A 22,270-nucleotide genomic window follows, 5' to 3' on the forward strand; every position below is an offset into this window, starting at 1 on the left:
CGAGTCAAAGAAAAAGCACAGCACCGCTCGCGGTGCTGTGCTTGGAATAACAGGTAGAACCTAGGTAACCGGTCTACTTCTGCTCTTCATCGAGGTAGTACTCCACCTCATCATCATCATCGTCTTCGTCGTCTTCTTCATCGAAGTCGTAGTCAAAGTCATCGTCGTCATCTTCATCTTCGATAAAAACTTCGAGCGGGGTGACCTCTTCGTAGGCGTCGAACAGGGCTTCTTCGTAGCGTTCAAAGGCGTTTGCGATGGCTACGTAGGTGTTGTCGACGGCGGCGTCGTGTTCACCGCGGCTATTGATAATAGCGTTGAGGTGCTCTTCGAGGGCGGCGGTCAGGTGAGCCAGTTCGGCACGAGGGTTATTACTCATACAGTAGACGTTACTCCCTTTCTCAGTGCGTGGGAAATACCGGGCGGTGAAAATTTGGTGAATCACACATAACAGTACCGCCCCGCTCGGGTGGGAGCGGGGCGGCACTGTCTATAGGGCCAGGCTTCGGATGCGCTAGTGGCTTATCCGGTTTTAGAAGCCCAGGGTTGCCAGTGAGGAGTTGATGGCGTTGGCTGAGGCGCGCAGACGCTCGATTTCCTCGTCGGTCATGGGGACGTCGAGTACGCGCTTGACGCCATCACGGGAGACAACTGAGGGCAGTGAGAGAGCGGCTTCGCCCTCGATGCCGTAGCGGCCGCGTACCTGGGTTGCGACGTTGAGTACGGCGTCCTGGCCGTGCAGGATAGCTTCGGCGATGCGGGTCGCCGAGATGCCGATGGCGTAGTTGGTGGAACCCTTACCTTCGATGACCTTGTAGGCTGCACGCATGGCTTCTTCTGCCAGTTCTGCCTTGACTTCTTCGGTGAAGACCTTTTCGCCGTCTTCGTTGGTCCACTCGTCAAGGGGAACCATACCGATGTTGGCTGCTGACCAGACGGGGAATTCTGAGTCGCCGTGCTCACCAACGATGTTGGCGTGAACTGACTTGATGGAGACACCGGCCTTTTCAGCAATCAGCCAGCGCAGGCGGGATGAGTCGAGCACGGTACCGGATGCGAAGCAGCGCTCGGTGGGCAGGCCGGTGATCTTCTGAGCAACAACGGCGAGGACGTCGCAGGGGTTGGTGACGATCATGAGGATAGCGTTGGGGGCTACCTCCATGACCTTGGGAAGCATGGACTTGAAGATGTTGACGTTTGCTTCTGCCAGTTCGAGGCGGGGCTGACCGGGCTTCTGGCGGGCGCCTGCGGTAACGATGATGAGGTCTGAGTCGCGCAGGATTTCTACATCGCCGCTGCCTGAAACTTCAGCTTCGTGGGCGAACATGGTGCCGTGGGCGATATCGAGGCCTTCTGCCTCAGCGCGCTCACCGGCGATGTCGTAGATAACGATTTCATCAGCTGCGCCGCGCAGGGTTGCTGCGTAGGCGGTTGCTGAACCAACACCACCTGCGCCGATAACGCCGAGCTTGGTGTTCTTCTTTTCGAGAGCCATGGGAGGTTCCTTTCAGCAGATGCTGTGGGGTTGTTTTGTGTTCGTTACATCTCAAGTATGCCAGAAAAAATACGCTTTTATGTGGGTTTATCTGCTTTTCATTTGGGGTTTTGCTGACCTTTACTCAGAAAAGCCCACAAAACCAAATATGTGCAGCTTGACCCTTTGTGAAAGCTCACACCCGGTCTTACGTAGATAATTTCAAGCCACCCTGCCCATTGTGGCGCACAAGACGCTTTCAGAAGGAAGTATTTTTGCAGAACTGCACTTAAGCTTGTTAGGTTCGCGAACCCAAGACTACGCAACCGCCCGCCACAAGCGTCCGCGCACCGTAGACCAAGCAAAACCGCGCGAACCCGCAATTCACTCCAGACCTAAAGGTTCGTCATGTCTACAGCACCAGCTACACCAGAGCAGACAACCGCCCAAGACCAACCCCTCATGACCCATCGGCAAATCATGCTGGTCATCGTCGGTCTTATGGCGGGCATGTTCCTCTCATCCCTCGATCAAACCATCGTCTCTACAGCTATCAGGACGATCGGCGATGACCTCCACGGCCTAGAACAGCAGGCATGGGTCACCACCGCCTACATGATCACCTCCACGATCACCACCCCAATCTACGGCAAACTCTCCGACCTCTTCGGCCGCCGACCCCTCTACCTCTTCGGTATCGTCGTCTTTATTCTGGGTTCGCTTCTTTCCAGCTTCTCCACCTCAATGATCATGCTGGCAGCCTTCCGCGCCTTCCAGGGCATCGGCGCGGGCGCCCTCATGTCTCTACCCATGGCGATTATGGGCGACATGCTGGCTCCCCGTGAGCGCGCCAAGTACCAGGGCTACTTCCTGGCCATCTTTGGCATCTCCTCCGTGCTCGGCCCCCTCACCGGTGGCCTCTTTGCCGGTAGCGACGAAATTCTGTGGATTACCGGCTGGCGCTGGGTCTTCCTCATCAACGTCCCCATCGGCATCATTGCCCTGGCCATGGTCTGGAAGTTCCTGCACCTGCCCCGCATCAGCGATGCTACCCTCAAGCCCCGCGTCGACTGGTGGGGCGCAACCAGCGTTGTTGTAGCCCTGGTCCCCCTCCTGCTCGTTGCTGAACAGGGTCGCGAATGGGGCTGGACCTCCGCAGCGTCCATCACCTGCTTCGTCATCTCCGCCCTGGGTCTAGCAGCCTTCCTCATCATCGAGTCCAAGATGGGCCAGGACGCCATTCTGCCGCTGGCTCTCTTCCGCTCCGGCGCCTTCTCCATGTCGTCCATTCTGGGCTTCCTGGTTGGTTTCGGCATGTTCGGCGCCATGATGACCATCCCCCTCTACCTACAGATTGTCACCGGGCTAACCCCCACCGAATCGGGCTTCGCAACCCTACCCATGATGGCCGGTATTATGACCGCCTCTATCGTGTCGGGTCGCATGGTCGCTAACACCGGTAAGTACCGCATCTTCCCCATTCTGGGCACCGCCCTCATGGTGGTTGCCTACTACTACCTGACCTTCATGACAGCGGACCGCCCCCTCTGGTTCCTCATGCTGGGCATGTTCATCATGGGTCTTGGCCTGGGTCAGCTCATGCAGTCCCTGACCCTGGCAGCCCAGAATGCCGTTGCTCCCTCCTACATGGGTGTGGCGTCCTCCGCCGCTACCTTCTTCCGTCAGATCGGTGGCACCATGGGTACCGCCGTCCTGCTGTCGGTTCTCTTCTCAGCTATGCCCGGCAACATTATGAAGGCCATGGGCAACGAGGACGACCTGCGTTCAGGTCTTGACGCCGCGCTGACTCCCGCTGTGGCCTCCGCTCCTGAGAACCAGGGCATCATGGAGCAGATGTGGAATCAGATTGTGGAGCCCGCCCAGAGCTCTATCGCCTCTCAGCTCTCAACGGCCTCTGATCAGGCTCGCACCGCCGCCGACGATGCGGTCTATCAGCAGGTTTCTGCTGCGGTTCAGGCCCAGGTTGACGCTGGCACCCTACCTGCCGACCAGGCTCAGACCTTCATTGACGCCCAGGTAGCTGAAGCCACCCCGGCCGCTGAAGAGGCTGCCCTGGCATCTGCCGCCGAGCAGGCTCACACGTCGGTTCAGGACGGCACCCTGGTCGTTGACTGGTCCGATGAAGCCCAGCGCTCCTACTGGGTAGACCAGCTCACCCCCACCCTGGCAGAGCAGATTTCTTCTACCTCCACCGATGGTGAAGAATCAGGCGTTTCAACCTCTGATACCTCTTACCTCACCGGTGCGGACGCCCGCCTCACCCGCCCCTTCATGGTTGGCTTCAACGCTTCAACCCTGTCGGTCTACTGGGTTGGCTTCTTTGCCACCGTTCTGGCCTTTGTTCTGGCTCTCTTCTTCAAGACTCCCCCGCTGCGTGCAGCTTCGGGTCTGCAGGAGAACGCCCAGGGCAACAAGCAGGCTGAAGATGCCGCTGAGCCCCAGACCGAGGTAGCTGAGCGCGATGTGCTCAATGTTCAGACCGTCTACACCGGCAGCATCCCCGTGGTGGAGGCTGTTCCCGCAACTGCCGCACCCCAGGCTCCCCTAGCGTCTGGCAAGAAGCCGCGGGCTGGCGTCCTCGCCGCTACTGCCGCAGGAACCCTGGCTCTAGGTGCCGCCCTGTTGAGCTGGCTGCACCGCCGCTCCCGCTAGGCGCTCTCCATAGCAGAAGGCCGGGGCCTACCACCGAACTCGTCGGTGGCAGGCCCCGGCCCTTTTAAACCAAATTCTAGATAAGAGAAGTTACCCTACGTTCCGCAAAAGCTCGTGAAGAAGCGGGACTCGGCAGGAGCGCCCTCCAGGTAGTCCAGGCCAGCACGGCGCTCAAAGGGGTTACTGACGGCTTCCAGCAACTCCTCAAGCGGCTGCTGATTTCCGCGTTCCATCTGCCGCAGGGCAGCGTCGAGGGCCAAATTTCTGGGGATGTAGACCGGGTTATGTGCCAGCATGAGTTCCGTGGCTCGCTCAGCGGTAGTACCTGTAGCGCCCTTCAGTTCCTCCCACCGAGCCAACCAGCCCTGCCGGTCTCCCTCCGGCAGCAGGCAGGTTCCTTCAACCAAAGACCTAAAGAACCCTGTAAAGTCCAGCGCGTGGCGCTCGAGTAGCCCCAGAGTTGCCTGCCCGAATCTACCCACCTGAGTGCGGACGTCCTCACCAACCCCACCCGGGTCAAGCCCCAGCTTGGCAGCAAAAGCAGCTATTTGCTGCTCCACCACTTCATCTTCGAACTCCGAGATCACCTCGGTGGCTAGGTGGATTGCCCGGTTCGGGTTTTCAGGGTCGATGATATCGAGCAGGGTTTCGGCAAAACGGGAAAGATTCCAGGCGGTAATGCCGGGCTGGTGGTTGTAGGCATAACGGCCCTGGCGGTCGATAGAACTAAAAACCTTGCCACGCTCAAAAGCATCAATGAAAGCGCAGGGGCCAAAATCGATAGCCTCGCCAGAAATAGTTACGTTATCGGTGTTGAGCACCCCGTGCACGAACCCCAGCGCCTGCCAACTAGCTACCAGGTGAGCTTGCCTCTGCGCCACAGCCCGAAGAAGGGCAAGGGCCCGCTCACTGCGATTTTCTCCCGGGGTGAGGTCGGAGTAGTGACGAGCCAGGGCATAATCGACCAGCTGCCCCCGCACCTGAGAGTCGCAGTGATACTGGGCAAACTGGAAGGTACCTACCCGCAGGTGGCTGGCGGCAACACGCAGAACCAGCCCCGCCGGCTCCGGCTCAGGTGCGCGGCGCTGTACCTTCTCTCCGGTCTCGAACACAGCCAGGGCCCTGGTGGTCGGCAGACCGAGCGCATGCAGGGACTCCCCGATGACAGCCTCCCGCCAGGCCGCCGACAGTGGAGCCTTGCCGTCCGAACCGGGGCGGGAGAAGGGCGTCCGGCCACTGCCTTTGATGTGTAAATCGCAGCGGGCAGCACTACCGCCTTCTTCCCGCGCGGGGATAGCCAGTTCACCAACGAGGTGGGCCCGACCATCGCCCAGCACCGGCGAGAGCTGCCCGAACTGGTAGCCCGAGTAGGCCAGGGCGACCGTGGGGGCCTCTCCCCTGCCCGTCATCCAGGCTAGACCGGCGTTAGTGCGCAGCCAGGCCGGGTCCAGCCCCAGGTCGCGGGCAAGATTCTCATTGAGCCAGGCCAGGCGGGTACCCTGCGGGATATCCGGCTGGGCACGGCGGGTGAGGTCAGGGAAGGTCTCACTGAAGGTATGGTCAAGGAGCAGGGCGGATGCACGGGGTTCAGTAGGCTGCATAGGGCTAGTTTATCGCCCGGTCGAAGGCTAGAGAGACTGGCTTGGAGGCTGGGAGCTGCCCCCGATTTCAAAATTTTTTAAGGGCGCCAGCCGAAAATAATCAGTTTAACTGATGAGTAAAGTTGATAATCTACCGGGGTATAAAATTCCGCCAGGGCCTGATTTGCAGCAGAAGAGCCTAAGTCAACAAAAAACCGGCTCCTGTCAACAGGAGCCGGTTTTTTCTATGACCCATATGGGGTTTTCTTGTGCGCGAGGGGGGACTTGAACCCCCACCCTCTAATACGAGGACTAGCACCTCAAGCTAGCGCGTCTGCCTATTCCGCCACCCGCGCAAGGTGTCTTGCACTTCTTCAGCTGAAGCCGTGCTGGCAACGAGTAATAACTATACCGGGCACTTTTTGCGCGCGCAAACCAGAAAGGGGCTTTGGTGACATAAGCTCCATCACACCCAAACATTGGATGATTATCAGATAAGCACTCCCCCGACGGGCTAACGCTCAAGATTCCTGTAAACCACCTCAGCAGGGTCCCTACCAACAAAAAACCGGCCCCTGTCAACAGGAACCGGTTTTTTCTATGTCCCACATGGGGTTTTCTTGTGCGCGAGGGGGGACTTGAACCCCCACCCTCTAATACGAGGACTAGCACCTCAAGCTAGCGCGTCTGCCTATTCCGCCACCCGCGCAAGGTGTCTTGCACTTCTTCAACCGAAGCTGTGCTGGCAACGAGTTATTACTATACACAATGTTGAGTGAACGTGCAAAATCCACCTTCCCCTACCCCACTAGCGCTTCCAAACTCGACCTTGTACATACAGGGGCTTACTATGGTGATGTGAATAACGAAAACTTGACTCAAGAAGAGGCCGCTCTGCGGGCCCGTACTATCAGCGTTGATACTTACGATGTGCATGTTGATCTCACTCATGCCAGCTCTGATTTTGAAACCTACCCGGTAGCCACCACAGTCCGTTTTACGGCGTCTGAGGGTGCTAGCACCTTTATTGACTACATCCATCAGTCGGTGGAATCGGTGAAGCTCAACGGGGTATCGCTACCTGTTGATGAGGTGGTTGAAGGCTCCCGCATCACCCTCCCCCAGTTACAGACGGAAAATACTCTCACCATCAAGGGCCGGTCGTACTTTAGCCGCTCGGGTGAGGGTCTGCACCGCTACATCGACCCGGCTGACGGCAAGGTTTACCTCTACACCCAGTATGAGCCGGCGGATTGTCGTCGGGTTTTCCCGAATTTTGAGCAGCCTGACCTCAAAGCTGTATTCAACTTCCGCATTACGGCTCCTAAGAGCTGGGTGGTGAGCTCGAATGCTGAGCTGGATCGCGAAATTGATGACCCGTCAGATTCGTCGGTTTCTAAGCGTGTTTTCAAGCCGACTGCCCGTATTTCTACCTATATCACCGCTATTGTGGCGGGCGAGTACTTTACCGCTTTCGATACCTATACCCCGGCGTCCGCTGTTAATTCTGGGCCTATCCCCCTGGTTGCCTACTGCCGCCAGTCGCTCAAAGAGCATTTTGACTACCAGAATATTTTTGCCGTGACCAAGCAGGGCCTGGATTTCTTCCAGGACCTCTTTGACTATGCCTACCCCTACCCCAAGTACGAGCAGGCTTTTGTTCCGGAGTACAACCTGGGGGCAATGGAGAACCCCGGCCTGGTGACCTTCACCGAGGGGTACATTTTTGTCTCCGGCGCTGATGAGTCCCAGCTTGAGGGTCGGGCTAATGTGATTTGCCACGAGATGAGCCACATGTGGTTTGGTGACCTGGTCACGATGAAGTGGTGGAATGACCTGTGGCTCAAGGAGTCTTTTGCAGACTTCATGGGGCATCTGGGCGCTGCTGAGGCCAATGGCTATAAGGACGCCTGGGTCACCTTTGCGAATTCCCGTAAGGCCTGGGCTTACCGTCAGGATCAGCTGCCGACAACTCACCCAATTGTTGCGGATATCCCCCACCTTGAAGCTGCCCGCCAGAACTTTGACGGTATTACCTACGCCAAGGGTGCGAGCGCCCTGAAGCAGCTGGTTGCTTATGTTGGGTTTGATCAGTTTATTGAGGCTGCGCGGGTTTACTTTAAGCGGTTTGAGTGGGGTAATACGACTCTTGATGATTTCTTGGGTGTGCTTGATGAGGTCTCTGATCGTGATGTTCGTACTTGGGCTGAGGCGTGGTTGCAGACGAGTGGTTTGTCTGAGCTGTCGTGTGAGCGTGTGACCGGTGCTGATGGTTCTGTGCAGTTGGTGGTGCGTCAGCAGTTGCCTGTGGGTGTTCCGGCTGAGTTGGGGCGGCCGCATCTGTTGAAGATTGCCCTGTTCGCCTCTGAGGGCGGGCGTCTGGTGCCCACGGGTGTGGTGTCGGCTGATATTCCTGTGGGTCAGAATGAGGTGCTTGTTGGGTTGACTGATCAGGAGCAGGCTCTTGTGGCTGCTGCTGATGTGGTTTTGCTCAATGCTGAGGATTTGACCTATGCGAAGGTTGCCCTGGCTGAGGCTGATGGGCTTGAGTTTGCTTTGAGTCAGGTGTCGTCGGTGGAGGATGCTCTGTCGCGGGGTCTGCTGTGGGGTAGTTTGTGGAATATGGTGCGTGATGGCAAGCTTGCTAGCCGCCGGTTTGTGCTGGCTGTGGGGCAGGCTGCCGCTGCTGAGCCGTCCGCTACTCTTCTGTCGAATATTGTGGATCAGGCGCAGGCTGCGATTTCTTTGTACACTCCGGCGGGTGCTCGTGGGGAGTTGTGGGATGCCCTGTATGCTGCGCTGTCTGAGGCTCTTGCTAGCGCGAAGGAGGGTAGTGATGAGCAGCTGATTCTGGTGCGGGCGCTACTGTCTGTGTCGGCGCATTCGCAGTTGGGTCTTGAGTTCGCTCAGGATCTGGCGCGGGGTGCGAGCAGGCAGGTTGAGGGCTTTATTTCTGATGCTCCTGGTATGAGCTATAACCAGACTCTGGGTTGGAAGGCTCTGGGGGCGCTTGCGGTTCAGGACGCGGTGACTCGGCAGGAGCTGGATGAGGCGCGGTCTTTCCGTCCTTCTGCTACGGCTGAGCGTGGCTATGCTTTTGCGACCGCTGCTCTGCCGGTGGCGGCTGCGAAGCAGGCTGCCTGGAACCTGGTAACTGAAGATATGGGCCTTTCGAATGAGTTGCTGTCGGCGACCGCTGCAGGTTTCCAGCATGGCCCGGAAGAACTGCGTGTTGGTTATCGGGATGCTTTCTTTGAGCTTCTTGTACCCACCTGGGCTGCCCGTACCGGCGGTATGGCTACCCGCGTTATTCGTGGTCTCTACCCGGCGGTAGAGCTGGCAGAGGGTACTGCGGGAACCCACCCGGTCGTCCGCGCCACTGAGCGCTGGCTAGCCGAGCATGCGGACGCCCCCACCGCCCTGGTGCGACTGGTGCGGGAGCTGCTCGATGATGCCGTCCGTATCCTTACCGCTCAGGCCTATAACGCATCTGTCGCCGAAGAGGGGGCAGGTAACTAGGTCTTTACCTGGGAATCTACGCAGAAAGCCGGTTTTGGGGCGCAGCATTGCAAACCAAAACCGGCTTTTTCGTGAGAAGCTATAGAGAGTAACTTTTTGGGATAAGGAGCCTACTGTGACCGACTACGTACTGGGCGATCGCGGCACCGTGCAGGTCATCACCGATGACTACTACGATGCAGAAATTCTTCAGGTTTTTGAAGAACTCTTGATTGACCGCGAACGGGTCTGGAACGGTGAGGTTCGCCTTGTACCAGAACCCGATAACCCCTACCAGCCCCAGGCCATTGCGGTTTACGCTGATGACCTCAAGCTGGGGCGTCTTTCCCCCGAGGACTCCGCTGCCTACTGGGGCCCGATTACACGCGTTGTGGCCTCGGGCTACGACGCTGTGACCCGCATGCAGCTCTCTGCTGTTCTGCGCGGGGTCACCGGTGAAACCCACATCGAAAGCAGCGGCCAGCTCTCCCTGAGCGCCCCTGGCTCCCTTTTTCCCCTCAACAACGCCCCCACCCAGGCAACCCTGCTACCCCAGGGGGCCTCTATGAAGGTGCTCGATGAGAAGGACCATTCCGAGTACCTACACTCCATCCTGCCTCCCTCCGGTGAGGGCCGAGTGATTCTCTCCCTGGAAAATAACCAGATTAAGCACGCGGACGGGCGTGTGGTTGACTCGGTCGACGTCCTGCACGACCGCAAGGTGGTAGGCCGCCTCTCCACCCAGATCTCCGAGCAGCTAGCCCCCGTCATCCGCTACGCCTATGAGCACGATAAGCTCACCAGCGCCTGGGGCACGATTCGTGGCAACTCCTTTGAGCTGTCCCTGACGGTGCAGGCCGTCCGCCCCTCTGAAATTCCTGCCGAGTGGTACCAGGAGCTCCCCAATTACCTACCCGAGCTTCTACCGGCCGCACCCTCCTACGAGGTACCCCCCGCCTACGTACCGACCGAGGGTGAAGCGACCCGCAGTAATGCCTCCAAGAAAAAGCGCTCACTCATGCCCAGCCGTCCGGCCGCAACTGAGCACACTACCGTTGAAGCCAACGGAGCTGAAACCGCAGAACCCACTACAGCGAACTCCCTGGGTTTACAGCGCATCTCTGCGCTCCTTGGCCTTGTAGGCGGGCTCATCCTGGTCACAGGTTTAGTCCTTGTCTTCTTCAAGCCCCTGCTCGGCATTTTAGGTATAGTGCTCGGCGCCTCCGTAGCCTTCCTAGCTCTCTTCGTCGGTCGCGATAACAGCTATACCGAAGAAGAAGTATCTGCCGACCCGCTCGAACACTAGCCTCAAGGTAAAAAGAAAATATAAAGGGAGCCCCACCAAACTGGTGGGGCTCCCCTTATATCCTCTGGCGAGGGACTACCTGGATTTAGTCAGAACCGTAGGTAGCAATGTAACTAGGCATGGTATCGGTCTTCAGAGCGTTCGACAGAGCGCTGGTTGCAGCGGCATCGAGCACCACGATCGACTGACCATCCCAGGACCAGCCGGTACCGGCATTCGGCAGGGTCATGGAAACCAGCTGAGTGTTACCGTTAGCCAGAACAGGCTGGGCAATACCCACGATGGCTGAAGGGGATAGACCCTGATCTACGCTCATGTAGGGAGATACAGACTCGATGACCTGCAGCAGCTTGCTAGCAGAAGACAGGGCGCCATCGGCTTTTAGCTCGTTATAGACGCCGCGCAGGAAGGCACGCTGGTTACGGACGCGCTGGTAGTCACCGTCAGAGAAAACGTAGCGTTCGCGCACGAAGACCAGCGCCTCACCACCGGTCATGGTTTGAGGACCAGCAGCAAAGGAATATCCAGCGGGAGTTGCGTTAAAAGCGAAGGGAACATCAACAGTTACACCGCCCAGGGTATCAACCAGAGCCTTAAAACCCTGGAAGTCAATTTCAGCGACGTGATCCATCTGGATGCCGAGAAGCTGCTCAATGGTAGCAACCTGCAGGTCAACACCGCCATAGTTCAGGCCGGCATTAACCTTGTGAGAGCCGTAACCGGGGATATTAACCCAGGTATCGCGCATTACCGAGATCAGGTAGGCAGCGGAGCCGTCCTCAGGGATGTGCAGCACCATGATGGTATCTGCTCGAGCACCGGTCACAACCTGTGCTTCGGCACCGGAACGCTGGTCAGAACCTAGCAGCAGGATATCGGTGGCAGCAGTGTTAACCGGACGGTCGGTGACGGCACCACCTTCATAGATATCAAGGATGCCGTTACCGTTAGCATCGCCCTCAGAGACGTTACTTTCTAAGGTAGCGCCCGATTCATTGGTAATCGTTGCGTTAGCTGCCTCATCTACTATTTTCTGCAGCTCGTCATTATGGGGGGTAGTTACGGAGCCGTCCTCATTCGGCATGGCACTATCAAAAGTCTCGGACTTATTCCATGCCTTATTGATCATGAACAGGTACCCGCCCACAGCGATGACCGGAATCAGCAGCAGAATGAGCAGAGTAATCCAGAGAGCTTTTTTACTTTTCTTCTTTTTAGGTTCTTCTTCGTGAGCCGCGACGGACACGGTACCTCCCTAACTTGTCTCAAAAGGGGCGCAACCACCCGGCAAGGGTGTAATACGCGGAGTGAATCGAACCCAATTCTACGCAGTGAACCTACAAAAACACCCCGTAACGCGTGATAAATCACGGTCACGGGGTGTGATATTAAGCCTGAATAGACTGGCTGTAAACTTAGGCCTTCTTGCCGAAGTTTGCGAAGCGAGCGTTGAAGCGCTCAACACGACCAGCGGCGTCCATGATGCGCTGCTTGCCGGTGTAGAAGGGGTGTGAAGCTGATGAGATTTCAACTTCTACGAGGGGGTACTCGTTGCCGTCTTCCCACTTTTCGGTCTTCTGAGAAGTCATAGTTGACTTGGTCAGGAAGGTCTCGCCTGATGCGAGGTCGCGGAAGAGAACGTAGTTGTATTCAGGGTGAATGCCAGCCTGCATGATATTTACCTTCTTCGTGCCCTGGATTTTGCCAGTGCATATCTTGTTGCTACCGGGGCGGGTGCCTACCGGTGGTTGCGGTTTACAACCGAGGAACTACTCTACCATCTTTGGGCGGGTTTCCCAGAAGGCAACGGCTGAGGCGGCCGCTACATTGAGGGAATCAACCCCGTGGCTCATGGGAATCATGACAGTGTGCTGGGTGGCTGCCAGGGTGGATGTGGCCAACCCGTGCCCCTCAGTGCCCAAAATCAGAGCTAGCTTTTCGTCGTTGCGGTTAGCCAGTTCGGTCAGGCTCAAAGAATCTTCTTCTAAGGCGAGCGCGGCGGTGGTGAAGCCCGCTGTGTGTAGGGTGTCGAGGGTGCCTGGCCAGGAGTCCAGTCGGGCCCAGGGTACCTGGAAGACGGTTCCCATGGAGACGCGGATTGAGCGCCGGTAGAGCGGGTCAGCGCAGCGCGGGGTTACCAGCACTAGGTCGACGTCGAGGGCGGCTGCCGAGCGGAAGATGGCACCCACGTTGGTGTGGTCCACGATGTCTTCCAGAATTGCGATGCGCCGCACCCCCTCAAGCAGGGTTTGTAAGGGGGCGGGTTCGGGCCTGGCCATGGCGGCAAGGGCCCCGCGGTGCAGGGCGAAGCCGGTGACCTGCTCCAGCTCGTCCTCGCTTCCCACCAAGGCGGGCACCTCGGGGTGCTCCTGCAGCACGTCAATGAGGTCATCGGCCCATTTTTCGCTCATGAGAAAGGAGAGAGGCCGGTGCCCGGCGGCGAGCGCCCGGCGGATTACCTTGGAGGACTCTGCGATGTAGATTCCCCATTCGGGTTCTTTGATGGAGCGCAGCTTGACGTCGGTGAGGTGGGTGTAGAAGCGGGTGGCCTCGCTCGGGGCTGTGCTGAGCGGACGCGTGTTGGGCAGGGCGGTGACGCGGGCTGAGCGTTCTGCCAGCTGCTCGGGGGTGAGTTGTTTGGGTTTCATGCTTGTGAGCTAGCGGGCGAAGGCTGAGTAGCGGCCGGACTCGTGAATGGTCAGGTCGAGGTCGAGGCCGTAGGTGGCTGAGACGTTGGCCTGGGTGAGGGTTTCTTCGATGGGGCCTGCTGCTACGATTTCGCCTTCGCGTAGGAGCAGGGCGTGGGTGAAGCCTGCGGGGATTTCTTCGAGGTGGTGGGTGACCAGGATGGTGGCTGGGGCGTAGGGGTCAAGGGCCAGGTGGGTGAGGCGCTTGACCAGGTCTTCGCGGCCTGCGATGTCCATGCCGGCGCCGGGTTCATCGAGAATCAGCATTTCGGGGTCGGTCATGAGGGCGCGGGCGATGAGCACTCGCTTTTTTTCGCCCTCAGACAGGGTGCCGAAGGGGCGGTCAGCTAGGTGGGCTACCCCCCAGTCGTCGAGCAGGGCCTTGCCCTGGTTGTCGTCGAAGGAGTCGTATTCTTCGTTCCAGCGGCCTGCTACGCCGTAGGCTGCGGTGATGACGACATCGAGCACGGTTTCGTTGCCGGGGATTTGGGCTGCCATGGGGGCTGATGAGAGGCCGATGCGGGGGCGTAGTTCAAAAACGTCGACGGCGCCGAGGATTTCGTCGAGGATGTCGACTTCTCCGCGGGTGGGGTGCAGGCGGGCTGCTGCGATGGAGAGCAGGGTGGTTTTGCCCGCGCCGTTGGGGCCAAGGACGACCCAGCGTTCGCCTTCTTCGACAGACCAGGTGATGTTGTGGATGAGGTTCTTACCGCTTCGTGAGACAGTAACCTTATTAAGTTCAAGAACTGATGCCATGGTTCACAACTTTAGTAGATAATGGTGCCTATGAGTACTTCTGTGAATATTGTTGCTATTTCTCGTGCGGACGCTCCCCTGATTGCTACTGAGGAGCAGCTGGTTGCTGCGTTGCAGGCGGTTGAGGGCCTGGAGCTTGAGTCAGGTCTTTTGATGGAGGTTCCTGCCTCTCGCGTGGAGCGCGAGGCTGAGGGCCCGGCCTACTCGGTCTATATTGCTGCGGCTTCGTGGGAGCGCGGTGGTGTTGAGGACGCCCGCGGCGCCTTGGGGCTGCTCGATGGGGCGGGCTCGCTGGGCTTTGACCTGAATGTGGTGCCTGCTGAGTTGGCTAATGATGAGAAGAAGCTGCTCATTATGGATGTTGACTCTACCCTGATCCGCCAGGAGGTCATTGATGAGCTGGCAGCTGCGGCAGGACGCGGCGCCGAGGTTGCTGAGGTGACCGAGCGGGCGATGCGCGGTGAGCTCGATTTTGAGGCGTCCTTGCGTGAGCGGGTTGCTACCCTAGCCGGTCTCGATGAGTCGGTGATTGATGAGGTGGCTTCCAAGGTGCTGTACTCCCCCGGTGCTACCAAGCTGGTTGAGGTTTTCCTGGCTGCCGGCCACGAGGTCTGCGTGGTCTCGGGCGGGTTTGTTCAGGTTCTCTCCCCGCTGGCGGGCTACCTGAACCTTTCCAAGGCGCGCGCCAACGTCCTTGACATCATCGAGGGTAAGCTGACCGGCAAGGTCACCGGCGAGGTCATTACCGGTGAGGTCAAGAAGGAGTCGCTGAAGGAGTGGGCTAAGGAGTTCGATATTAAGTCCTCCCAGACCATTGCTGTGGGCGACGGAGCTAACGATGTGCTCATGATTCTTGAGGCTGAGCTGGGTGTTGCCTTCAACGCTAAGACCGCCCTGCTTGAGGTCGCCGACGCCCAAATCAACACCCTGCGTCTGGACGCGGTGCGCCACTTCGCTGGGCTCTAAAGATTTGCGAGGCACTACCCTCACGCAATAGGTAAAGGACGCTGGTAGGTGGTTACCAGCGTCCTTTTACGTATGAAGGGGTTAGGTTTCGCAGGCTCGCAGCGAAGCTGCTGGCTCGGCGGCTGGCGTGAATCGCTTGTGAGCGTCAGCGAACCAGCGAGAGGGTCGGCAGCGAGCGCGAGCCTGCGAAATCTTGTGATGCTAAGGCTACTTGATGAAGCCGCCCGCGCCGCCGACCAGCTCGATGTGGCCGGTTTCAACGTCGGCAGTTACCATCTTGGCAACTTCCTGGGCAAACTCGTTGACGGTGTAAAGTTTGCCGGCTTCTTCGCGGCGGGCCTCAATGGCGCCGGGGTGCAGGCGGTTGAGTAGGGCCGCGGTGACGGTACCTTCAATCATGTCGGCGGAGACAACCACCAGGGAGATGCCCTTTTCGGTGAGGGCGGGGATTTCTGCTAGCAGGGCGTCCTCGCCGGCGCGCTTGGACTCAGCAACCGGCTTGTACTCGGGCATGGTCTCTACTTCGCGGATGAAGTGGGCCTGGTGGCTGGTCACAAAGACGATGCGGCCGCCCTCAGGCATCTTTTCGGCTGCCAGACGGGCCAGGCGCAGCTGGGAGTCGCGGTTGAGCACCATGGCGTAGTCGTCAGGCATGCCGGCTTCCATGCCGCCAGAGGCGTTGAGAATGAGGTAGTCCAGGGAGCCGAAGTTCTCGATGGCAGCTTCTACCAGGGCGGCGGCGTCCTCAGCCTTGGTCACGTCGCCCTGTACAGCAACGGCCTTGCCGCCGGCTTCTTCAATGGCGGCAACAACCTTGGTAGCACGGGGTGCCTTAGAGCGGTAGTTGACGATGATGTTGGCTCCCTGGGCGGCAAGAATCTGGGCGGTGTCTGCGCCCACGCCGCGGGAAGAACCGGTAATGATAATGGTCTTGTTCTGAAGTGACATTCTTAGTCCTTATAAGCGTTGTACAAATGATTACTGTGAGAAGTAAAGGGCGGTAGCTCCCCTCTGCCGGCTAACCTTCTCGCCGGTTCGCTAACTGGCTCGCATGCTCGCCAGATTCGCGCCGAGATTATTTTCCTCGCTTGCTCGGAATCTCGGCACTCATCACTGCGATTCATGCCAGCCCCAGCCAGTCGGCTGCCGGGGAGCTACCGCCCCCCGCTCTGGCATACACAGCAGCCTGGGAAGGTGTGTGCCCCGTCCGCTGGCTCGGGGCTGGCGTGAATCACGACGAGCCCCCCGGGCGAGGAGTGAGAGGGTCGCGGACGGGCACACACCGGCCAGGCTGTATTAGTGCCCCATGCCCAGGCCGCCGTCTACTGGAATGACGGCACCTGAGATGTACCCTGCGGCGTCGGAGGCGAGGAAGAGGGCTACGTCGGCGATTTCTTTGGGTTCGGCGAAGCGGCGGGCGGGGATGGAGTCGGTGTACTGCTTTTTGAGGTCGTCGGAGAGTTGGTCGGTCATGTCGGTTTTGATGAAGCCAGGGGCGATGACGTTGGCGGTGATGTTGCGGGCGCCGAGTTCGCGGGTGATGGAGCGGGCCATGCCGACGAGTCCGGCTTTGGAGGCTGAGTAGTTGACCTGGCCGGGGTTGCCGTAGAGGCCGACGACGGAGGAGATGAAGATGATGCGGCCGCCCTTGTTTTTGAGTAGGCCCTTGGTGGCGCGTTGGGCGACGCGGAAGGCGCCGGTGAGGTTGGTGTCGATGACGGAGGTAAAGTCGTCTTCTTTCATGCGCATGAGCAGGGTGTCTTTGGTGATCCCGGCGTTAGCGATGACGACGCCTACGGGGCCGAATTCTGCTTCGACGGCGGTGAAGGCTTGGTCGATGGAGGCTGTGTCGGTGACGTCTGCTTTGACGGCGAAGAATTCTGCGGGGGGTTCGCCGGAGCGGTAGGTGATGGCGACGTTGTAGCCGGCTTTTTTGAATTCGGTGGCGATGGCGTAGCCGATGCCTCGGTTGCCGCCGGTGATGAGTACGGTGGGGTTGGTCATTGTTTCACCTTGTTGTGGGGTTTTGGTTCTGCCCCTATCTTACGCTCTTGAGAAAAAAGTGGTGGTTTGTTCAAGTAGGCGCGTGTTATTTGGCCTGTTGGGTTCGGTTAGGGTGTGGGGTGGGGTTGGTGGTCGGGGGTAGACTGGTGGGGTGAGTTTGTGCCTGTGTGAGGAGGTTTGCCGGTGGCGCAGAAGTATTGGACTGCTGAGGATTTGCAGGCTGCCGGTTACTCTTCGGGGGAACCTGAGGTTTTTGAGATTACGGACGCTGCTGAGCGGCAGTCTGTGGGGGTCAGTTCTCGGGCTAAGGTTTATGCTTTCAAGATGTTTTTGCGCATTGTCTTTATCATCGCTGCGGTGATGGTGGAGGGGGTATGGCAGTGGGTGTGCCTGGCTGCGGCTGCGATTATTCCTTGGACGGCTGTGGTGGTGGCTAACGGTGAGGCTAAGCAGGGTGGTGGCGGTTTTTCTGCCATGCTGCCGCCGGAGCAGCAGGCTGCTATTGAGGCGGCTCAGGCTGATCGGGCTGCACGAGCTGCGGCTGCTCAGGGTCAGAGTTCTGAGGGCGCGGACGCCGGTGCTCACGACTCCCAGGCAGCTGGGGCGAGCGCTCACCCGGCTAACTCCGGGGCGGATGGTTCTGGTGAGCCTGTGATTATTGATGGTGAAGTGGTTTTTGATGAGGATGGCAGGGAGTAGCGAGTGGATATTTTAGGGTCCTTGAATCAGGGTCAGGCTGCTGCGGGTGAGCAGGGGCCTGATTTTGTGAAGTGTAGTCGTAAGGGTTGCCAGGAGCAGGCCCGGTTTGAGGTCTTGTGGAATAACCCCAAGGTGCATGCTCCGGAACGTTTGAAGAGTTGGGCTGCCTGTGAGGAGCATGTTCAGTATCTTCAGGATTTTTTGGTGGCGCGTAGTTTTTGGAAGCAGACTGTCCCGCTGGGATAGGGTGGTTGGTTGTGAAGAAGTACGGTTTTCTGCTCTCGGGTAAGTGGGTTGGCCTGTTTGTGCTGACGGTGGTCGCGTCGCTGGTGTGCCTGTATTTGGCGAGCTGGCAGATGAGCCGTAAGGAGGCGCTTGATTTTTCGAATGAGCGTATTTCGCAGAACTATGATGCCGCTCCCCTGGATTTTGCGGATGATTCTAGCCTGTTTGCGTCCGCTCATTCTGAGCTGCGCTGGCAGCCGGTGACCATGACCGGCGAGTACCTGAGTGAGCACCAGTTGCTGGTGCGCAATCGGCCCTATAACGGGTTGAACGGGTATGAGGTGCTGGTGCCTTTCCAGACCGACCAGGGCCATATTGTGGTGGTCAATCGCGGCTGGATGGAGGCTGCGTTTGGGGATGCCGGCTCGACGGCTTCTCCGGTGCCTGCTCCCCCGGCTGGGCAGGTGACCATTACGGTGCGTCTGGTGGAGGGTGAGATTGATACGGGTGCTTCATCGGTGGATGGGCAGATTACCAGTATTGACCTTCCCGAGGTTGCTGAGGTGACCGGTCTTGATCTCGATACGGTCAATTACGGTGTGATGGCTTCTGAGAGCCCGGCTCCGGCGAGCGCCCCGGTTGTCAAGGATAAGCCGGAGGAAGATTACGGGCCGAACCTGTCGTATTCGGTGCAGTGGTACTGTTTTGCGGCCATGTTCTATATTGCCTATTTCTGGTCTGCCCGCCAGAAGGTGCGCAACGATGAGCTCGATGCGCAGGTTGCCGCTGAGCTTGAGGCCTATTTTGGTCAGTTCTACGATGCTGATGGCACCTATATCGGCGATGAGGACGAAGAGGTGGTGCGCCGCCGCATGGAGTTTGTGGATGATATGCCCGCGCATATGAAGTCCATTGTGCGCCCTAAGGCCCCTAAGCGCAGTAAGAAGATTACCGATGAAGAGGTGGAGGACGCCCTGCTCGATGAGCAGCTCTACCGCTAGGCTTTGTGGGTGATTGAGAAAAGAAAATGCTCCCCTCCACCGCTTCAGGTGGAGGGGAGCATTTTCTTGAGCTGCTTGCTGTGCTACTGGGTTTTTTCTACCTCGTGGGTAAAGACCACCCCGTCGTCGGTGAAGTGGTCGATCATGGCCAGGGAGTAGACGTCGTAGCCGCGCTCGCGGAATTCCTTGCCGCCGCCCTGGAAGACCTTCTCGATAGCGATGCCGATTCCAGCTACCTGGGCTCCGCCCTGCTCGCAGAGGTGGGTCAGCCCGTGCAGGGCTTGACCGTTTGCGAGGAAGTCATCAATGATCAGGATTCGATCATCGGGGGTGACAAAGCGCTTGTCCACCCGGATGTCGTACTCGATTTTCTTGGTGTAGGAGAAGACCTTGGAGTGGTAGGTATCGGTGGAGAGGGTTTTTGAAGAAATCTTCTTGGCGAAGACCATAGGCACTCCCAGGTGTAGGGCTGCGGTCATGGCTATGGAGATACCGGAGACTTCGAGGGTGAGGACGCGGGTGATACCGGCGTCCTTGAAGTGTTCGGCAAAATCGCGCCCCATCTCCATCATGAGGGCGGGGTCGACCTGGTGGTTGACAAACTGATCGACTTTGAGGATGTTTCCGGGCAGGATGCGGCCGTCGCGGCGGATGCGGTCTTCGAGGAGTTTCATGCGGTTTTCTTCTTTCGGTCTACCAGGATGATGTTGAGTAGCAGGGCTGCCAGGGTTCCGGTGGAGATGCCGGAGGAGAGAATCATCTGCAGGGCGGTGGGCAGGTTGGCGAGCATGTCGGGGCGCACAGTCACGCCAATACCCAGGGCGAAGGCCACCGAGACGATGAGCAGTTCGCGGTCACCCAGTTCGATGGTGGTGAGGGTTTTGATGCCCTGAGCAGCGACCAGACCGAACATGATGACGCCTGCACCACCGAGGACGGGCTGGGGCATCACGGAAATCAGGGCTGAGAGCTTGGGGAAGACGCCGAGGATAGCCAGGATAATGCCTGCGGTAATCATGACGCGGCGGGAGGCTACCTTGGTGAGGGTAATGAGGCCGACGTTCTGGGAGAAGGCGGTGTTGGGGCCCGCGCCGAAAGCGCCTGCTAAAGCTGAGCCGACGCCGTCCGCAAGTACGCCGTTCGAGACGCGCTTGCTGTCGAGTGTGGCGTCGGAGGCCTGGCCGATAGCCATCATGATGCCGACCGTTCCGATGGTGGAGACGATGTAGGCGGGGACGAAGGCCAGGGTGGAGGCCAGGTCAAAGTGCAGGCCGTAGGCGAAGATGTTGGGCAGGGCGAACCAGGCGGCGTCTGAGACGACCGAGAGGTCAACTAGGCCCAAGGGAATGCAGATTAGGTAGCCGGCGACCATGCCGATAAAGACGGCGGCAGCGCGCAGAATACCGCGGCCAAAGTGGGCGATTGCGAGGGTGAGGGCCATGACGCCGAAGGCAATGGTGAGGTTCTGCAGGGAGCCGTAGTCCTCGGAGCCCGCGCCGCCTGCTGCCCAGTCCATGGAGACCGGCAGCAGGGTGATACCGATGAGGGCCACCACGGTACCGGTAATCAGCGGCGGGAAGAAACGCATCAGGGGCTTAATGAAGCGGGAGAGCACAATCTCAACCAGTGAGGCGCTGATGGTGGCGGCCACGATTCCGGCCATGCCGAACTGGGAGCCAACCGCGATGGTGGGGTTGACGAAGGTGAAGTCGGTGCCCATCATGCCGGGTACGCGAGCGCCCACGGGGCCGATACCGCGGGACTGGATGAAGGTGGTGAGGCCCGCGACGAAGATGGAGGCGCTGACCATCAGTGAGGTTTGGGCGACGTTAAAGCCGAGGGCGGCGCAGACGACCAGGGGTACTGCGATGATTCCGGCGAAGGCTGCCAGGATGTGTTGGAGTGCTAGCAGGATAGAAACACCAAGGGGTGGGGTGTCGTCGATCTGGTAGAGCATGTCGGTTGAAGTTTCAGCAGGGGTCTGGGGTTCTGACCCTTGGGTATGTTGGTTCAACGAAGGACTTTCGGTATGTAGTTGTGGTGGGTGTAAGGACGCTCGCCCCCGGCAGGGCTGCCGGGGTGGGGTGGTCCTAGTTTTAGTCTACGCTTCTTGCTCGCTCTGGGCGAACGTTCCCCCGGCTGTGCCTACTCCGTGACCACCGGCGTCCTTTTAGAACAAATATTCGAAACTGTGTTAAAGTGGTGCTTTCACTTCCAGAGGATTATTCATAAGGATCGCACCATCATGATGGGTTATTCCCACTCCATTAGCGCAGCAGCAGCCTGGCTAGCCCTCAACGAGGCGGGAGTCTTGGGCATTGACGACCCCACCACCCTGACCGTCACTACCCTAGCGGCTGCCGGTGCGGGCATGCTCCCCGATATTGATCACCATAACGGCACCATCGCCCACTCGATTCCGCCGGTCAGTCGCTGGGTTGCCCTGTTGGTGGGCCGACTTTCAGGCGGCCACCGCAAGGGAACCCATTCTTTGATTGGCCTAGCAGCCTTTTGGGCCCTGGCATTTTTTGCCGACCGCCTGACCTACGCGGGCATCCCCGTCCTAGCCCTGGCTCTAGCCGGCTTTGCTGGCGGCCTGGCCCTGCGCACCTTCAAGGCACCGGGGGGCTGGCTGGGGGCGCTCGCGGTCGTTGCCGGAACCATCTATACCGATTCACTGGCCCTCATGCCCTGGGCGGTTCTCACCGGGGCGACCGCCCACATTCTGGGCGATGCTCTGACTACCAGAGGGGTCAACCCCTTCTGGCCAGCTACCATCAAGCCCGTAGTTCCCAGCAAGCTCTGGCGTAAGAGCGGCTACATGGCTCTACCCATCCTGGGCGATGCTGGCTCAGCCCGCGAGAACTTCCTCACCGCCGCCCTGACCGTCTATATCGGGGCCTACACCCTGGCCTTTTTCGGTTTCCTCACCAGCTATCCCGCCCAGCTGATCAGCGGCTTCCTCACAGGAGCCTAAGACTTCAGGCAAAGACAGGGGCCCGGCACCGCGTGGTGCCGGGCCCCCGTCTTTCACCCGTGTATCACTTCTATGTAGTCACTCATTGAGGTGGGGTGGGAAGGAAAACAAAAATATATCTGTGCCGCTGAGGCGAACGATGTTTAGTCTTCGGTCCAGAAAACGTCGACCTCTACGCCCTCTTCAGCGATTTCGGGGTAACGTACGTCGTGTGATTCCAGCATTGAATCATCCTTTCAAGGTTCGGCCCAACGTCGGTGTTGGATTTGTGTGCCGCCTCATCGGTGAGGCGGTGTGCTTGAGGTGCAGCTGGGGAAGATTGGCTTCCGAAGCTGGTATTTACTCTACGCCGACTGGCCCACCCTGCACTAGCAAAATAGGACCGTTATCATTTCGTGACCTTTGTTTGGGAACAAAAAACCCA

18 protein-coding genes and 2 tRNA genes are annotated in these 22,270 nt (G+C 58.7%); 7 read left to right on the forward strand and 13 right to left on the reverse strand.

The features are described from left to right. Window positions 1-73 precede the first annotated feature (73 nt). On the reverse strand, window positions 74-379 hold the full coding sequence (locus ACEE43_RS03260; RefSeq protein ID WP_449106889.1) for a hypothetical protein: 306 nt from the start codon (window positions 377-379) through the stop codon (window positions 74-76). Window positions 380-532: 153 nt separating this feature from the next. Then, on the reverse strand, window positions 533-1,495 hold the full coding sequence (locus tag ACEE43_RS03265) for an L-lactate dehydrogenase (protein WP_237185657.1): 963 nt from the start codon (window positions 1,493-1,495) through the stop codon (window positions 533-535). 387 nt (window positions 1,496-1,882) lie between these two features. On the opposite strand from ACEE43_RS03265, the gene ACEE43_RS03270 reads away from it, so the two are divergent. Then, complete coding sequence (locus tag ACEE43_RS03270; RefSeq protein ID WP_449106890.1) at window positions 1,883-4,147, forward strand: MDR family MFS transporter; 2,265 nt, start codon at window positions 1,883-1,885, stop codon at window positions 4,145-4,147. Window positions 4,148-4,242: 95 nt separating this feature from the next. On the opposite strand, the gene ACEE43_RS03275 is transcribed toward ACEE43_RS03270, so the two are convergent. From ACEE43_RS03275 to ACEE43_RS03285, 3 genes are all read right to left on the reverse strand, one after another. Further along, window positions 4,243-5,748, reverse strand: a complete 1,506-nt coding sequence (locus tag ACEE43_RS03275) for a protein adenylyltransferase SelO family protein (protein WP_449106891.1) — start codon at window positions 5,746-5,748, stop codon at window positions 4,243-4,245. Between the two features lie 249 nt (window positions 5,749-5,997). After that, a tRNA-Leu gene (locus ACEE43_RS03280) sits at window positions 5,998-6,083 on the reverse strand. Window positions 6,084-6,350: 267 nt separating this feature from the next. After that, a tRNA-Leu gene (locus tag ACEE43_RS03285) sits at window positions 6,351-6,436 on the reverse strand. Window positions 6,437-6,585: 149 nt separating this feature from the next. Here ACEE43_RS03285 and pepN point away from each other — a divergent pair. Together pepN and ACEE43_RS03295 are read left to right on the forward strand one after the other, a co-directional pair. Continuing rightward, window positions 6,586-9,246, forward strand: coding sequence for an aminopeptidase N (gene pepN, locus ACEE43_RS03290; protein ID WP_449106892.1), 2,661 nt, complete (start codon window positions 6,586-6,588; stop codon window positions 9,244-9,246). A gap of 115 nt (window positions 9,247-9,361) precedes the next feature. Further along, window positions 9,362-10,531 carry a hypothetical protein gene (locus ACEE43_RS03295; RefSeq protein WP_449106893.1) on the forward strand — a complete coding sequence of 390 codons (1,170 nt, stop codon included), beginning with the start codon at window positions 9,362-9,364 and terminating at the stop codon, window positions 10,529-10,531. 85 nt (window positions 10,532-10,616) lie between these two features. Here the strand turns inward: ACEE43_RS03295 and ACEE43_RS03300 are convergent, their stop codons facing one another. From ACEE43_RS03300 to ACEE43_RS03315, 4 genes are all read right to left on the reverse strand, one after another. Then, complete coding sequence (locus tag ACEE43_RS03300; protein WP_449106894.1) at window positions 10,617-11,777, reverse strand: LCP family protein; 1,161 nt, start codon at window positions 11,775-11,777, stop codon at window positions 10,617-10,619. 169 nt (window positions 11,778-11,946) lie between these two features. Next, window positions 11,947-12,204, reverse strand: a complete 258-nt coding sequence (locus tag ACEE43_RS03305) for a type B 50S ribosomal protein L31 (protein WP_083091002.1) — start codon at window positions 12,202-12,204, stop codon at window positions 11,947-11,949. 96 nt (window positions 12,205-12,300) lie between these two features. Further along, window positions 12,301-13,179, reverse strand: coding sequence for a TrmH family RNA methyltransferase (locus ACEE43_RS03310; RefSeq protein WP_449106895.1), 879 nt, complete (start codon window positions 13,177-13,179; stop codon window positions 12,301-12,303). 9 nt (window positions 13,180-13,188) lie between these two features. After that, complete coding sequence (locus ACEE43_RS03315) at window positions 13,189-13,974, reverse strand: ABC transporter ATP-binding protein (protein WP_237185651.1); 786 nt, start codon at window positions 13,972-13,974, stop codon at window positions 13,189-13,191. 30 nt (window positions 13,975-14,004) lie between these two features. On the opposite strand from ACEE43_RS03315, the gene serB reads away from it, so the two are divergent. Next, window positions 14,005-14,940: a phosphoserine phosphatase SerB gene (serB, locus tag ACEE43_RS03320; protein ID WP_449106896.1), complete on the forward strand. Its 936-nt coding sequence runs from the start codon at window positions 14,005-14,007 to the stop codon at window positions 14,938-14,940. A 207-nt stretch (window positions 14,941-15,147) separates the two neighbouring features. On the opposite strand, the gene ACEE43_RS03325 is transcribed toward serB, so the two are convergent. After that, window positions 15,148-15,888, reverse strand: coding sequence for an SDR family oxidoreductase (locus tag ACEE43_RS03325; RefSeq protein ID WP_185172947.1), 741 nt, complete (start codon window positions 15,886-15,888; stop codon window positions 15,148-15,150). Window positions 15,889-16,236: 348 nt separating this feature from the next. Then, the gene (locus ACEE43_RS03330; protein WP_346874528.1) at window positions 16,237-16,944 is read right to left on the reverse strand and encodes a beta-ketoacyl-ACP reductase; all 708 of its coding nucleotides are present in this window, start codon (window positions 16,942-16,944) and stop codon (window positions 16,237-16,239) included. A gap of 183 nt (window positions 16,945-17,127) precedes the next feature. Between ACEE43_RS03330 and ACEE43_RS03335 the strand changes: the two genes are divergently transcribed. Together ACEE43_RS03335 and ACEE43_RS03340 are read left to right on the forward strand one after the other, a co-directional pair. Continuing rightward, complete coding sequence (locus ACEE43_RS03335) at window positions 17,128-17,643, forward strand: DUF3099 domain-containing protein (protein ID WP_449106897.1); 516 nt, start codon at window positions 17,128-17,130, stop codon at window positions 17,641-17,643. Window positions 17,644-17,900: 257 nt separating this feature from the next. After that, the gene (locus ACEE43_RS03340; protein WP_237242256.1) at window positions 17,901-18,869 is read left to right on the forward strand and encodes an SURF1 family cytochrome oxidase biogenesis protein; all 969 of its coding nucleotides are present in this window, start codon (window positions 17,901-17,903) and stop codon (window positions 18,867-18,869) included. A gap of 83 nt (window positions 18,870-18,952) precedes the next feature. On the opposite strand, the gene ACEE43_RS03345 is transcribed toward ACEE43_RS03340, so the two are convergent. After that, a complete protein-coding gene (locus ACEE43_RS03345) occupies window positions 18,953-19,543 on the reverse strand; it encodes a xanthine phosphoribosyltransferase (RefSeq protein WP_449106898.1) in 591 nt (196 codons plus the stop codon). Further along, window positions 19,540-20,883, reverse strand: coding sequence for a nucleobase:cation symporter-2 family protein (locus tag ACEE43_RS03350; RefSeq protein WP_449106899.1), 1,344 nt, complete (start codon window positions 20,881-20,883; stop codon window positions 19,540-19,542). Before ACEE43_RS03350 ends, ACEE43_RS03345 begins: the two co-directional genes overlap by 4 nt. Before the next feature lie 231 nt (window positions 20,884-21,114). On the opposite strand from ACEE43_RS03350, the gene ACEE43_RS03355 reads away from it, so the two are divergent. Then, window positions 21,115-21,846, forward strand: coding sequence for a metal-dependent hydrolase (locus tag ACEE43_RS03355; protein WP_449106900.1), 732 nt, complete (start codon window positions 21,115-21,117; stop codon window positions 21,844-21,846). Window positions 21,847-22,270 lie beyond the last annotated feature (424 nt).

The sequence above is a fragment of the Rothia sp. 11254D007BW genome (assembly GCF_053548195.1).